The 13,240-nt window shown below is 56.0% G+C and carries 13 protein-coding genes; 10 read left to right on the top strand and 3 right to left on the bottom strand.

Going from position 1 to position 13,240, the window contains the following annotated elements; genetic code table 11:
• Positions 1–177: 177 nt before the first annotated feature.
• Positions 178–1,611, top strand: a complete 1,434-nt coding sequence (gene ptsG / locus G6041_RS07590; protein WP_004385186.1) for a PTS glucose transporter subunit IIBC — start codon at positions 178–180, stop codon at positions 1,609–1,611.
• A gap of 177 nt (positions 1,612–1,788) precedes the next feature.
• Here ptsG and fhuE read toward each other — a convergent pair whose 3' ends face one another.
• Positions 1,789–3,990, bottom strand: coding sequence for a ferric-rhodotorulic acid/ferric-coprogen receptor FhuE (gene fhuE, locus G6041_RS07585; RefSeq protein WP_012125074.1), 2,202 nt, complete (start codon positions 3,988–3,990; stop codon positions 1,789–1,791).
• Positions 3,991–4,336: 346 nt separating this feature from the next.
• Here fhuE and hinT point away from each other — a divergent pair, with 346 nt between their 5' ends.
• From hinT to G6041_RS07545, 8 genes are all read left to right on the top strand, one after another.
• Positions 4,337–4,696, top strand: a complete 360-nt coding sequence (hinT, locus tag G6041_RS07580) for a purine nucleoside phosphoramidase (protein WP_004385184.1) — start codon at positions 4,337–4,339, stop codon at positions 4,694–4,696.
• A gap of 1 nt (position 4,697) precedes the next feature.
• The gene (locus tag G6041_RS07575) at positions 4,698–5,072 is read left to right on the top strand and encodes a YcfL family protein (protein ID WP_007866820.1); all 375 of its coding nucleotides are present in this window, start codon (positions 4,698–4,700) and stop codon (positions 5,070–5,072) included.
• Between the two features lie 8 nt (positions 5,073–5,080).
• Positions 5,081–5,746, top strand: coding sequence for a penicillin-binding protein activator LpoB (gene lpoB, locus G6041_RS07570; protein WP_012125073.1), 666 nt, complete (start codon positions 5,081–5,083; stop codon positions 5,744–5,746).
• Positions 5,724–6,542, top strand: coding sequence for a thiamine kinase (thiK, locus tag G6041_RS07565; protein ID WP_012125072.1), 819 nt, complete (start codon positions 5,724–5,726; stop codon positions 6,540–6,542). The genes lpoB and thiK overlap by 23 nt, the downstream gene beginning before the upstream one ends.
• Before the next feature lie 17 nt (positions 6,543–6,559).
• The gene (gene nagZ / locus G6041_RS07560; RefSeq protein ID WP_012125071.1) at positions 6,560–7,585 is read left to right on the top strand and encodes a beta-N-acetylhexosaminidase; all 1,026 of its coding nucleotides are present in this window, start codon (positions 6,560–6,562) and stop codon (positions 7,583–7,585) included.
• 37 nt (positions 7,586–7,622) lie between these two features.
• Positions 7,623–8,165 (top strand): alpha/beta hydrolase YcfP, encoded by a 543-nt coding sequence (ycfP, locus tag G6041_RS07555; protein ID WP_004385179.1) that lies wholly within the window; start codon positions 7,623–7,625, stop codon positions 8,163–8,165.
• Positions 8,166–8,401: 236 nt separating this feature from the next.
• On the top strand, positions 8,402–9,706 hold the full coding sequence (locus tag G6041_RS07550) for an NAD(P)/FAD-dependent oxidoreductase (protein ID WP_012125069.1): 1,305 nt from the start codon (positions 8,402–8,404) through the stop codon (positions 9,704–9,706).
• Between the two features lie 184 nt (positions 9,707–9,890).
• Positions 9,891–10,430, top strand: coding sequence for a glycine zipper 2TM domain-containing protein (locus G6041_RS07545; protein ID WP_007866833.1), 540 nt, complete (start codon positions 9,891–9,893; stop codon positions 10,428–10,430).
• 642 nt (positions 10,431–11,072) lie between these two features.
• Here G6041_RS07545 and G6041_RS07540 read toward each other — a convergent pair.
• The gene (locus tag G6041_RS07540; RefSeq protein ID WP_004385175.1) at positions 11,073–11,702 is read right to left on the bottom strand and encodes a TetR/AcrR family transcriptional regulator; all 630 of its coding nucleotides are present in this window, start codon (positions 11,700–11,702) and stop codon (positions 11,073–11,075) included.
• A gap of 251 nt (positions 11,703–11,953) precedes the next feature.
• Here G6041_RS07540 and bhsA point away from each other — a divergent pair, with 251 nt between their 5' ends.
• Complete coding sequence (gene bhsA / locus G6041_RS07535; protein ID WP_007866836.1) at positions 11,954–12,211, top strand: multiple stress resistance protein BhsA; 258 nt, start codon at positions 11,954–11,956, stop codon at positions 12,209–12,211.
• A gap of 54 nt (positions 12,212–12,265) precedes the next feature.
• On the opposite strand, the gene ldtC is transcribed toward bhsA, so the two are convergent.
• On the bottom strand, positions 12,266–13,240 hold the full coding sequence (gene ldtC, locus G6041_RS07530) for a L,D-transpeptidase LdtC (protein ID WP_007898410.1): 975 nt from the start codon (positions 13,238–13,240) through the stop codon (positions 12,266–12,268).

Here is a 13,240-nt window from a genome sequence, read left to right as displayed (position 1 = left end):
GTTTTTGCCCAGGGCTTGTTTGAAACGTGATAGCCGTCAAACAAAGATCGCGTGATTTATTTTACTCTGCGTAATAAATAAAGGGCGCTCAGATGCCCTGTTTATGGCCCGTTTCTCCCCCGGGCTGATGCGTGAAACGCGTAAAAAAAGCACAAATACTCAGGAGCACTCTCAATTATGTTTAAGAATGCATTTGCTAACCTGCAGAAGGTGGGTAAATCGCTGATGCTGCCAGTCTCCGTACTGCCTATCGCAGGTATCCTGCTGGGCGTCGGTTCTGCAAACTTCAGCTGGCTGCCAGCCGTGGTTTCCCACGTTATGGCGGAAGCGGGCGGATCGGTTTTCGCCAACATGCCGCTTATTTTCGCTATCGGTGTTGCGCTGGGCTTCACCAATAACGACGGCGTTTCTGCGCTGGCCGCTGTGGTGGCTTACGGCATCATGGTGAAAACCATGGCAGTCGTTGCACCACTGGTTCTGCATCTCCCACCGGACGAAATCGCGGCGAAACACCTGGCAGATACCGGTGTGCTTGGCGGGATCATCTCGGGTGCGATTGCAGCCTATATGTTCAACCGTTTCTACCGCATTAAGCTTCCTGAGTATCTGGGCTTCTTCGCCGGTAAACGCTTCGTGCCGATCATCTCTGGTCTGGCGGCGATCTTCACCGGCGTTATCCTGTCCTTCATTTGGCCGCCGATTGGTTCCGCTATCCAGACGTTCTCTCAGTGGGCGGCTTACCAGAACCCGGTTGTCGCGTTTGGTATCTACGGCTTCATCGAACGCTGCCTGGTGCCCTTTGGTCTGCACCATATCTGGAACGTACCTTTCCAGATGCAGATCGGCGAATTCACCAACGCGGCAGGTCAGGTGTTCCACGGCGATATACCGCGCTACATGGCGGGCGACCCGACCGCGGGCAAACTCTCTGGCGGCTTCCTGTTCAAAATGTACGGTCTGCCGGCTGCTGCCATCGCTATCTGGCATTCGGCTAAACCGGAAAACCGCGCCAAAGTTGGCGGTATCATGATCTCCGCGGCGCTGACCTCGTTCCTGACCGGTATCACCGAGCCGATCGAGTTCTCCTTCATGTTCGTGGCACCGATCCTGTACGTTATCCACGCGATTCTGGCAGGTCTGGCTTTCCCGATCTGTATCCTTCTGGGTATGCGTGACGGTACGTCCTTCTCCCACGGCCTGATCGACTTCATCGTTCTGTCCGGTAACAGCAGCAAACTGTGGCTGTTCCCGATTGTGGGCGCGGGTTACGCGGTGGTTTACTACACCATCTTCCGTGTGCTTATCAAAGCGCTGGATCTGAAAACCCCGGGCCGTGAAGACGCGACCGAAGACGCCAAAGCCGCTGGCACCAGCGAAATGGCGCCGGCTCTGGTGGCTGCGTTTGGTGGTAAAGAGAACATCACTAACCTTGACGCCTGTATCACTCGTCTGCGCGTAAGCGTGGCTGACGTGGCGAAAGTGGATCAGGCTGGCCTGAAGAAACTGGGTGCTGCGGGCGTGGTTGTCGCAGGCTCCGGCGTTCAGGCGATTTTCGGGACTAAATCCGATAACCTGAAAACCGAAATGGATGAGTACATCCGTAACAGCTAATCCTGGCTGACGGGGAGATAAAAAGAGGGAGGCGTAAGCCTCCCTTTTTTACGTCTGTCATAAGGGTAAAGATGAGAGCGCACAGGGATAGCATCGATAAACCTGGATCGCGGCAGACGTTAATCAGGGAATAAAAAAGGGAGCCATCAGGCTCCCTTTTGTTCGTAGTAATAAATGTCAGAAGCTGTAGCTCGCCGTCACGGAGAAGTTGCGCGGCGCGCCGTAGACGCCATACGTGCCCAGATAATCGTAATACACTTTATCGAAGACGTTGTTCAGGTTCGCCTGTACCGCAAGATTTTTGGTCGCCTGGTAGCGCGTGAACAGATCCACCACGGTATAGCCGTTCTGGGAAATGCGCGTGTCGCCATTCGGCCCTGCGATATCCTGCCAGGTTTTGGTCTGCCAGCGCGCGCCGCCGCCCACGGTCAATGCGGGCAGCGTCGGCAACTGATAACGGGTAAACAATTTCATGGTGGTGCGCGGCTGGTCCGGGTTGACGGCCACGCCATCGCCCGCTTCGGCCACATAGCGGCTCGCACCGAAGGTCAGCTGCCAGTTATCGGTCAGCGCGCCGTTCAGCTCAAGCTCAACCCCTTTACTGACGGTGCCATCAACGGATTTATAAGCCGTCTGCCCGCCGGAGCCAGGGATGATCACACCGGTGTTCAACGCCACGTTATCCTGCTCGATGCGGAACACCGCGAGCGAGGCCGTCAGACGGGTGTTAAACCAGTCGGCTTTGAGCCCGGCTTCATAGGCTTTACCGGTGGTCGGATCGAGGAACTCGCTGTTTACATCGCGCTGACCGCTCGGCTGGAAGATAGAGGTATAGCTGGCATACGCCGACCACGTATCGTCGATATCGTAAATCAGGCCCGCGTAAGGCGTCACGTCATCCGCTTTGCTGCGACGAATTTCATCCGGCTTGCGCTCCAGATTGTATTTTGCGTTCCACTCGGTGTAGCGCGCGCCCAGAATCAGATGCAGCGGATCGGCAAGCGAGAGGCGCGTGGCGGCGTAAATGGATTTCTGACGAATCACGTCGCGCTGGTAAAGCGCAAAGCTGGACCACGTCGGGTTCGCCACCGTGTTGCCGTCATAATCGTGAATATTTCCGACATCCATCAGGCCGGAATTATCATTCACCGGATATGAATTATCATAATTGTTGCGCTGGCGGCTGTAGCTGCCGCCAAACATCATTTCATGCTGACGTCCCGCCAGCTCGTAGCCGCCGCGCACGAAGGCGTCGACCGAATCCTGCTTACGCTCGCCCACGTTCCAGCCGCCCCACGCGCCCTGCCAGATCGCGGCATTGTAGCGACCGGTGGTTTTATCCGGGAAACCGTCGATATACATCATGCGGTTATCGAAATTGGTTTCGGCGTGCATCGCGTTCACTTTCGCCTCCCAGCCATTATTAAAGCGCTGCGTCAGGTTGGCGAAAATTTTGGTGGAATCGAGATCGGAGTAGGCCCAGTCGGCGGCGGTATTAAAACCGCGGCGGAAATGCGTCCGGCTGCCGTCGCTGTAAAGCGAAGGGAATCCGCCCCAGGTCGGGCTGTCTTCTTCGCTTTTCTGATAGTCATAGCCGAGTGACAGCAGCGTTGACTCGGTGATGTCGGCATCCACGACGCCATAAATGAATTTTTTGCGGTAATGGTTACGCTCAACGAAGCTGTCGTTATCCTGATAACCGGCGACCACGCGCCCGCGAACTTTACCGGACTCCACCAGCGGCGACTGCACATCCATCACGTAGCGTTGTTTGTCCCAGCTGCCATAAGTGGCAGAGACGTTGCCTTTAAACGTCTGGCTGTCAGCATGTTTACGCACCATATTCACATACGCCGACGGGTTGCCGGTGCCGCTCATCAGTCCGGCCGCGCCGCGCACGATCTCGATTTTGTCGTAAATCGCCGTGTCGCCCGCGGTGTCGCCAAAGTTCCAGCGGTTATCAAGAAACGTCGGCATATCTTCATAGGCGAAATTGCTGATGTAAAAACCGCGTGCGAAAAAGTTGGTCCGGCTGGTGTCGATGCGCGAGGCAGTCACGCCTGTGGTGTTTTCCAGCACATCTTCAATAGTCGTTAACTGCTGATCCTGCATGCGCTGCTGGCTAATGACGCTGACCGACTGCGGAATATCACGCGGCACCAGCAGCATTTTGGTACCGGACGTGGTGGTTTTGACGCTGTAATCCTGTGACTCGTCAGGCGTGCCGCTATCGGCGGCGGCATCGACCACTATCGTGTCGCTGGCGGCAGGCGCTGCGTAAACCGCGGGCACCGCCAGCGCGCTGGCGATACTGAGCGCGAGCAAAGAGGGAAGGGAAGACGCCGGAACGACGCCCTGACGGAGTGCATGCTTAGCCATGTGTTGCCCTTAAAATAAGAAAATGATGCTGTGCATCAGGCTGTTGTCATACGATGCTCTCCCCAGGCTTCCCGTCCTGATGGAAAATGTTCGCAGACTAAAACAACGTTCCGCTGTCAATAAGAATGAGAAATATAATCATTTGTCTTTGCGCTGTAAACAAATGTAAGAGGCGTTACAAACTCATGCGTAAGCAGGGCGGAATAACTGTCAGGCGCAGCGGCATCAGGAGTCGCGTGCAGCGCGCTATAAATATCCGCTTTATAAAGAAAAAACGGGGCAAAGGTTGAAAGGATGCGATTATCTCGCTCATACTCTTAACGTTTATCCAAGAAGGAAAAAAACCATGGCCGAAGAAACCATTTTCAGCAAAATTATTCGTCGCGAGATCCCCGCCGACATCGTCTATCAGGATGAGCTTGTCACCGCGTTTCGCGATATTTCTCCCCAGGCCCCGACCCATATTTTAATCGTCCCGAATGTGCTGGTGCCGACGGTCAATGACGTCACGGCGGAACACGAACAGGCGCTGGGGCGTCTTTTTACTGTCGCGGCGAAAATCGCGCAGCAGGAAGGCATCGCCGAAGACGGCTATCGCCTTATCATGAACTGCAATCGTCATGGCGGGCAGGAGGTCTACCACATCCATATGCATCTGGTCGGCGGCCGTGCGCTGGGGCCAATGCTTGCGCATAAAGGTCTCTGAGATGGCACGCGTACGCACAGGCTGGTTGCTGGCCGCTCTGCTGATGGCGGGGTGCCGTTCCACGCCGACCATTCCCGTCGGCGATGAGCAGGCCATTGTCATGGAATCCAGCGTGCTGGCAGCGGGCATCACCGCTGAAAAACCAGACTTTTCTTTGCAAAACGGCAAGCCTGTCGCCGCCGCGACCATTTACAATAACAAAGACGCGCCCGTTACCGTGCACTACCGCTTTTACTGGTATGACGCCCGTGGGCTGGAAGGACAGCCGCTGGAAGTCCCGCAGACAGTCGTTATCCCGGCCCAGGGACGCGTAACGGTGACCAGTCAGACTGATTATCTGGCGGCACGGAAAGCCCGTCTTTATCTCTATCTCTGAAGGGGGAAATGTTGAACAGAATGTATCGCTATGCGCTGCTGGCGACCGTCGCCCTGGCGCTGTCGGGCTGTATTTTGCCCGGCGAGCAAAAACCGGCACCGGTCGAAGAAGCGCAGCCAGGCACGCAGCAACCCACGCAGCCTGTACCACAACCGACGCAGCCGGTACCGACCGTGCCGTCCGTGCCGTCGATTCCGGCGCAGCCTGGCCCGATTGAACATCAGCCTGAAAACGCAACGCCTGAGCCAAAAGCGCGTACCTATGACTGGAACAGCGCGATGGCACCGATGGTCGGCAAAATGTTGCAGGCTGACGGGGTGAATGCAGGCAGCGTGCTGCTGGTCGATAGCGTAAACAACCGCACCAACGGTTCAATGCAAACCGGCCCGGCCACCGAAGCCCTGCGCGGCGCGCTGGCGAATAACGGTAAATTCACGCTGGTCTCCGCACAGCAGCTCTCCATGGCGAAACAGCAACTGGGGCTTTCGCCGCAGGACAGCCTGGGCTCACGCAGCAAAGCCATCGGTATCGCCCGCAACGTGGGCGCGCAGTATGTGCTGTATGCCAACGCCAGCGGTAATGTGAATGCGCCTACGCTGCAAATGCAGCTGATGCTGGTACAGACCGGCGAAATTATCTGGTCAGGTAAAGGTGCCGTTCAGCAAACCCAATAATCTGAACCTGGAAGGGTTCTTAGCGCAGAGTTTCCCGGCGGCTTCGGCCGCCGGTGTCGTTTGCGCGCTACCCGGTCTCAGCAACGGTGCCTGGCAGGTGGTCGTTGATGATGAAACGCTGGTGGCGCGCCGGGATCTACGCCAAAGCCGTGCCCGTAGCCCGCGTCAGTACCGCGCGCTGAAACGGCTGCCGGCAACGCTCGCGCCGCGTCCGCGCTGTTGCGTTAACGGCTGGCTGGCGGTCACGTTTTTACCCGGTGAGATCCGGGATGCGCTGCCACCGGTGCCGCAACTGGGTGCGCTACTGTATCATCTGCACCAGCAGCCGCGTTTTGGCTGGCGCATCGAGCTGATGCCGCTTCTGCGGCGCGACTGGCAGCAAAGCGCGCCGTCGCGCCGCACGCGCTTCTGGCTGCGACTGTTGCACCGGTTACGTCGCACGGGCGAGCCCCGTCCGCTGCGCCTCGCGCCGCTGCATATGGACGTGCATCCCGGCAATCTGGTCTGGCAGTCAAACAGACTCATGCTTATTGACTGGGAATACGCCGGTGACGGCGACGTGGCGCTGGAGCTCGCGTGCGTCTGGCTCAATGATGAGACGCGGCAGGCGCTGATTACCGATTATGCGCATCGCGCGGCTATCGACGAGACGCAACTGCGCCGTCAGGTGGCGCGCTGGATGCCGTGGAGCGGGTTGCTGATGGCGGGCTGGTACGAGCGCCGCTATCAGGAAACCGGCGACCGCACATTTATCACACTTGCAGACGAGGCCTGGCGCCAGCTGCAAACGCGTTAACACGAAGGGAGAAAAACATGGGTCCGGTCATGCTGGATGTGGAAGGCTTTGAGCTTGATGCCGAAGAGCGTGAAATCCTCGCGCATCCGTTGGTGGGAGGGCTTATCCTCTTTACCCGCAACTATCACGATCCAGAGCAACTGCGTGAACTGGTCCGCCAGATCCGCTCAAGCGCCCGCAATCATCTGGTGATTGCCGTAGACCAGGAGGGCGGACGCGTACAGCGTTTTCGCGAGGGCTTTACGCGTCTGCCAGCGGCACAAAGTTTCGCCGCGCTGCTGGGAATGGACGCCGGTGGCAAACTGGCGGAAGAAGCCGGCTGGCTGATGGCGTGTGAAATGATCGCGATGGATATCGATATCAGCTTTGCGCCGGTGCTGGATGTCGGGCATCTCAGCGCCGCGATTGGCGAGCGTTCCTTCCACGAAGAGCCTGAAAACGTGCTGGCGATGGCGAAGCGTTTCATTACCGGCATGCAGAGCGCGGGAATGAAAGCGACGGGCAAACACTTCCCCGGTCACGGTGCCGTCAGCGCCGATTCCCATAAAGAGACGCCGCGCGACCCGCGTCCGGCCGCGGAAATCCGCCGCCACGATATGCTGCCGTTTCGCGAGCTGATTAGTTACAACATGCTTGATGCGGTGATGCCGGCACACGTCGTCTATAGCGACGTCGATCCGCTGCCAGCCAGCGGTTCGCCTTACTGGCTTAAGCAGGTGCTGCGCAAGGAGCTCGGTTTTGACGGCGTGATTTTCTCAGACGATCTGTCGATGGAAGGCGCGGCTATCCTCGGAAGCTACGCGGAGCGCGGCCAGGCGGCGCTGGATGCCGGTTGCGATATGATCCTTGTCTGTAATAATCGTAAGGGTGCCGTAAGCGTTCTTGATAACCTGTCACCGATCAAAGCAGAGCGTGTTACACGTTTGTATCATAAAGGTGTAATTACGCGTCAGGAACTGATGGCGTCGGCGCGCTGGAAGCAGGTAAGCGGGGAGCTTACCGCGCTGCATGAGCGCTGGCAGACGCACAAGGCGGGGCAATAACGCTGCCCTGAAGCTGCTACGCTGGGATGAGAATGCGATGATAATCTACTTACACGGTTTCGATTCAAACAGTCCGGGTAACCACGAGAAAGTGCTGCAACTGCAGTTTATCGACCCGGATGTGCGGCTTATCAGCTACAGCACGCGTCACCCGAAACATGACATGCAGCATCTGCTGCGTGAAGTGGACAAAATGCTGCAACTGAATGTCGATGACCGCCCGCTCATCTGCGGTGTGGGGCTCGGCGGATTCTGGGCTGAGCGCATCGGCTTTTTGTGCGACATCCGGCAGGTGATTTTCAACCCGAACCTGTTTCCGTATGAAAACATGGAAGGGAAAATCGACCGGCCGGAGGAGTATCTCGATATCGCCACTAAATGCGTTGAGAACTTCCGCGAGAAAAACCGCGATCGCTGCCTCGTGATTCTCTCGCGTGAGGATGAAGCGCTCGACAGCCAGCGTTCCGCCGAGCTGCTGCATCAGTATTATGAAATCGTCTGGGATGAAGAGCAGACGCATAAATTCAAAAATATCTCGCCTCACCTTCAGCGTATTAAGGCGTTTAAAGCGTTGGGGTAATCCCGACGTCACGCCGACATTTTGCTTTACCGAACAAACGGGTCAGCCAAACGCTGGCCCGTTTTTGTTTAACTTTAATGCATAAAAATTGATGCACATCAAATTTGGTATGACCAATGCACCGTTCATGTTATGCTCATATCTGTTGTGAGCCGGGTTGCTAAACTATTGTTAATTAAAAGCTATTTTTAATAACTTTGAATTAACAATTAGTTAAACACTTTAAGGGGGTCACGTTGACTACGCCATTAAGAAAGATCGTTATCGTGGGCGGCGGTGCCGGCGGACTGGAGCTCGCAACGCAGCTCGGTCACAAACTGGGCCGTGGCAAAAAAGCGAAAGTCACGCTGGTGGATCGCAACCATAGTCACCTGTGGAAGCCGCTGCTGCATGAAGTGGCAACCGGTTCGCTGGATGAAGGCGTCGACGCGCTGAGCTATCTGGCGCACGCGCGCAACCACGGTTTCCAGTTCCAGCTCGGTTCGGTGGTGGATATCAACCGCGAAGCCAAAACCATTACGCTTGCTGAACTGCGTGATGAAAAAGGCGAGCTGCTGGTGGCCGAGCGTAAAGTGCCGTATGACACGCTGGTCATGGCGCTCGGCAGTACTTCCAACGACTTCAACACGCCGGGCGTGAAAGATCACTGCATCTTCCTCGACAACCCGCATCAGGCGCGCCGTTTCCATCAGGAAATGCTTAACCTGTTCCTGAAATATTCCGCTAACCTGGGCGCTAACGGCAAAGTCAACATCGCGATTGTCGGTGGCGGCGCGACGGGCGTTGAGCTTTCCGCTGAGCTGCATAACGCGGTGAAACAGCTGCACAGCTACGGTTACAAAGGGCTGACCAACGAAGCGCTGAACGTGACGCTGGTGGAAGCGGGCGAACGTATTCTGCCTGCGCTGCCGCCGCGCATCTCCAGTGCGGCGCATAATGAGCTGACCAAACTCGGCGTGCGCGTGCTCACCAATACCATGGTGACCAGCGCGCAGGAAGATGGGCTTAACACCAAAGACGGCGAATTTATTCAGGCTGACCTGATGGTCTGGGCGGCGGGCATCAAAGCGCCGGATTTCATGAAAGAGATTGGCGGTCTGGAAACCAACCGTATCAATCAGCTGGTGGTGGAGCAGACGCTGCAAACCACGCGCGACCCGGATATCTTCGCCATTGGCGATTGCGCCTCCTGCCCGCGCCCGGAGGGCGGTTTCGTCCCGCCGCGCGCCCAGGCCGCGCACCAGATGGCTTCCTGCGCGCTGGATAACATCCTGGCGCAGATCAAAGGCAAGCCGCTTAAGCCGTATGTCTACAAAGACAAAGGCTCGCTGGTGTCACTGTCGAAATTCTCGACTGTCGGCAGCCTGATGGGTAACCTGATGCGCGGCTCAATGATGATTGAAGGGCGCATCGCGCGCTTTGTCTACATCTCGCTGTACCGCATGCACCAGATTGCGCTGCACGGTTACTTTAAAACCGGGCTGATGATGCTGGTAGGCAGCATTAACCGCGTGATCCGACCGCGCCTCAAGCTGCACTAAGCTCAGTCTCCGCCTCTGTCATACAGGGGCGGATGTCATTTTGTTTCCGTCATATTTCCCCTCAGACAACTCTCAATCCGCTGATCCACCCCACGTTATCCTGTTTTTTGAGTCGTTTTCCGATATCCACTCTGTGGCCTTAATTGCAAAATTGTTACTAATTGCACAGCCGGGAGGAATTCCTGTGAATAAATCAATGTTAGCGGGTATTGGTATCGGGGTAGCAGCTGCGCTGGGCGTAGCGGCGGTGGCCAGTCTGAATGTTTTCAGCACTTCGCCAAAATATGCCCAGGTGGTTTCTGCCACCCCTATCAAAGAGACGGTGAAAACGCCGCGTCAGGAGTGCCGTAACGTCACTGTCACGCATCGCCGTCCGGTTCAGGATGAAAATCGCCTGACCGGCTCGGTACTGGGTGCGGTTGCAGGCGGCGTTATCGGCCATCAGTTTGGCGGCGGACGCGGCAGAGACGTCGCGACGGTCGTGGGGGCGCTCGGCGGTGGTTATGCGGGTAACCAGATCCAGGGCCACCTGCAGGAAGGCGATACCTACACCACAACGCAGCAGCGCTGCAAAACGGTGTATGACAAATCAGAGAAAATGCTGGGTTACGATGTGACATACCGTATCGGGGAAGAGCAGGGCAAAATCCGTATGGATAACGACCCGGGTAGCCGTATCCCGCTGGACAGCAACGGACAGCTGGTTCTGAATCAGAAAACCTGAAAATAAAATAGCTTCACATCATTATTGCCCCTCTTGCACTCAGGCGGAGGGGCTTTTTTTTGGTTTTTTGCAGGTGAATAACAACCAGAAAACCTGACAGGAAAACGCTCATACCTGACAAAATGCAGGTATGAGCGTCGGAAAACCATTACATAGCATTGTGTTGTCTGAATAAGATAAAACCAGTGATCAGCACTGAGAGAAACGCAAAAAGAATAGAACCACCGCAGAACAACCAAAGGCCAAATAACAATGTTATTACTATTAACACCTTAAATAATGGTAATAGCAAAGCCATGTTCATCTTCCTTCTGTAGGTGTATAGCCAAAAAGCGTCTCGTGTCGTCCATCTGTGAAACTCAATACACCACGGATACTGTGTGGAAAAACGTCCTCGTCCCTGCACGGCCCCGTCTTCATGACGTAAATCGCTCCTGTTCTAATAATTGGTGGTGCTAATTAATTAGCACACGAATAATCATTTCTTTAACGGTAAAAGAGTAGCTACTCTGGAGGATATATTTGCCAGTTTTTACCTATTAATGATCGTCCAGAAAAGAGATCCAGAAGGAATAAGGTATTCATCGCGGTTATATGTGAAGGGTGAGCGGCGGGCACCGCTCACGAAGGGAGAGAATTGCTTTACAGCAGATGCGGCCACAACCGCATAGTCATATTCACGATCTCAATTAATTCTTCCTGCGTCGCGCCCTCACGGGCACTGACAGACATACCATGGACCAGGCAACTGATAAAGCGCACCAGCGCAGGCAAATTGCAGTTTTCCGGGATTTCCTTTTGCGCCTGACGTTCACTGAAGAACCGCAGCAAAATGGCCTCACGTTGCGTATTACGCGCTTTCAGCGTGGCGGCGATCTCCTCTGACGAGGCGGCCAGCGCAGCGGAGGTGGTCACCATAAAACAGCCAGCGGGCGTCTCTTTGCTGGCGAAGCAGCGTGCCACCGCGCACAGATAATCATGCAGCGCTTCGTCGACGCGTTTTTCGGCGTGAAACAGCAGGGTTTCCTGCTGCTGTGCGAAACGCGCGATATAGCGATCGAGCACAGCCCGGAACAAGCCCTCTTTATTGGTGAACTCCGCATACAGCGTGGGCGCCTTGGCGCCAGTCGCTTCGACCAGGTGCGCAAGTGACGTCGCTTCGTATCCGTGTTGCCAGAATAGTGCCATGGCCTTATCAAGCGCCGCTTCCCTGTCGAACACTTTTGGTCGGCCACGGCTTTTTTTAGCGCCACTGTGGGCTTCTGTAGTCATAGTGCCGTTTAACCTCTTTATGTAAACCTGCCCCCAAAATACCCCTTTTTGCCCCCGCAGTACCAGCAAAACCGCGCTGCAGGTGCGCCACAGGCGACGTGACAGGCGTTTAAGTGATTAAAATAACGATCGTTAAAAATTATATTGACACGTGATGCAGATCACAACTATTATTTATCTATCGATCGTTAATTAAATAAATATTAACGACCACGTAACTAAATCCGCATTACAAAAGAAAGGGTACCCACATGAAAACCGTTAAAGCATTGTTCGCCGCCGCTGTACTGAGTTCGTTGTCGTTTGCAAGCGTCGCTGCCGTTGAGGTGCAGTCCACCCCGGCAGGCCAACAAAAAGCGGGCACCATCTCTGCGACCGCAGGGACTAATCTGTCTTCGCTGGAAGCCGAGCTTGCGCAGAAAGCTGACGATATGGGCGCAAAATCGTTCCGTATCACCTCTGTTAACGGCCCGAATAATCTGCACGGCACCGCCGTCATCTATAAATAAGCCGTCAAGATCACCTGTTAAAAGGCCCTGTCTCCGGACAGGGCCTTTTTTGTTTCAGATGGCGTCGCTGGCAGGCGCTGGCGGGTGAGCAGTGACGTTAACCGGTATGCCGGAGCGCAATCGCAGCGCCTGTTCCATCACCTCTCGGTCGGTTTGCTCTGCGGCTTCAAAAGTTTTGAGCGTCGCGTTAAGAGTTATCGGCAGCGTTTTCGGGTCATCCTCAATGCGCTTTGAGAGCGGCTGATGGACTTCAACAAACCGACGCCCGTCCGGCTCGACAGACGCTTTCACCGGCGCGTTGATGATATTGACGCGCGTGCCGACCGGCACTGCGCTGAACAAGTGTTTGATGTCGTCATCGCGCAGACGGATACAGCCCGAGCTGACGCGCATACCGATACCGAAATCCGCATTCGTGCCGTGCAGCAGATAGACGCCGCCGTAAGCTGCAAGGCGTATGGCGTGGTGGCCCATCGGGTTGTCCGGCCCGGCAGGCATCACGGCCGGTAAATCGATCCCTTGTGCTTTATAACGTGCGCGAATATTGGCCGTCGGCGTCCAGGTCGGGTTGGCGCGCTTTTGCGATACCGTGGTCTGCATGGTTGGCGTGAGCGTGTCGCCGTCAAGCTGGCCGATGCCAATCGGGTAGACGGTCACTGTGTTCTCGCCCGGCGCAAAATAGTAGAGCCGCAGCTCGGCAAGATTGATCAGAATGCCTTCGCGCGGGGCATCCGGCAGCAGCATCTGGCGCGGAATGGTCAGCACGCTACCCGCGCGCGGTACATACGGATCAACGCCGGGATTGGCCTGCAACAACGCCAGAAAGCCGACGTTATAGCGTTTGGCGATCGCCTCCAGCGAGCCGCCGTCGTCCGCCACCGTGTGGTAGAGGGTTTCGCCAATCAACCGGCTGCCTGGTGCGGGGAGAGGGTAAGTATTCGCCAGCGCCTGGCTTGCGCCAAACGTCATGCCAGCGACAAGCGCCAGCCATGACAGCCAGCGAGAAAAACGCGCGTGTTCTCTTTTCAT

This window comes from Cronobacter sp. HA18003 (genome assembly GCF_011605905.1).
GTDB lineage: Bacteria > Pseudomonadota > Gammaproteobacteria > Enterobacterales > Enterobacteriaceae > Cronobacter > Cronobacter sakazakii.
The sequence above is the reverse complement of the archived record's forward strand: the minus strand, read 5'-3'. Positions and strand labels throughout refer to the sequence as shown.

Excerpts from the sequence above, each read along its gene's own strand:
- ldtC (WP_007898410.1), bottom strand. The coding sequence starts at position 13,240 with ATGAAAAGAGAACACGCGCGTTTTTCTCGCTGGCTGTCATGGCTGGCG.
- fhuE (WP_012125074.1), bottom strand. The coding sequence starts at position 3,990 with ATGGCTAAGCATGCACTCCGTCAGGGCGTCGTTCCGGCGTCTTCCCTT.
- bhsA (WP_007866836.1), top strand. The coding sequence starts at position 11,954 with ATGAAAACCGTTAAAGCATTGTTCGCCGCCGCTGTACTGAGTTCGTTG.
- ptsG (WP_004385186.1), top strand. The coding sequence starts at position 178 with ATGTTTAAGAATGCATTTGCTAACCTGCAGAAGGTGGGTAAATCGCTG.
- ycfP (WP_004385179.1), top strand. The coding sequence starts at position 7,623 with ATGATAATCTACTTACACGGTTTCGATTCAAACAGTCCGGGTAACCAC.
- nagZ (WP_012125071.1), top strand. The coding sequence starts at position 6,560 with ATGGGTCCGGTCATGCTGGATGTGGAAGGCTTTGAGCTTGATGCCGAA.
- lpoB (WP_012125073.1), top strand. The coding sequence starts at position 5,081 with ATGTTGAACAGAATGTATCGCTATGCGCTGCTGGCGACCGTCGCCCTG.
- G6041_RS07575 (WP_007866820.1), top strand. The coding sequence starts at position 4,698 with ATGGCACGCGTACGCACAGGCTGGTTGCTGGCCGCTCTGCTGATGGCG.
- hinT (WP_004385184.1), top strand. The coding sequence starts at position 4,337 with ATGGCCGAAGAAACCATTTTCAGCAAAATTATTCGTCGCGAGATCCCC.
- G6041_RS07540 (WP_004385175.1), bottom strand. The coding sequence starts at position 11,702 with ATGACTACAGAAGCCCACAGTGGCGCTAAAAAAAGCCGTGGCCGACCA.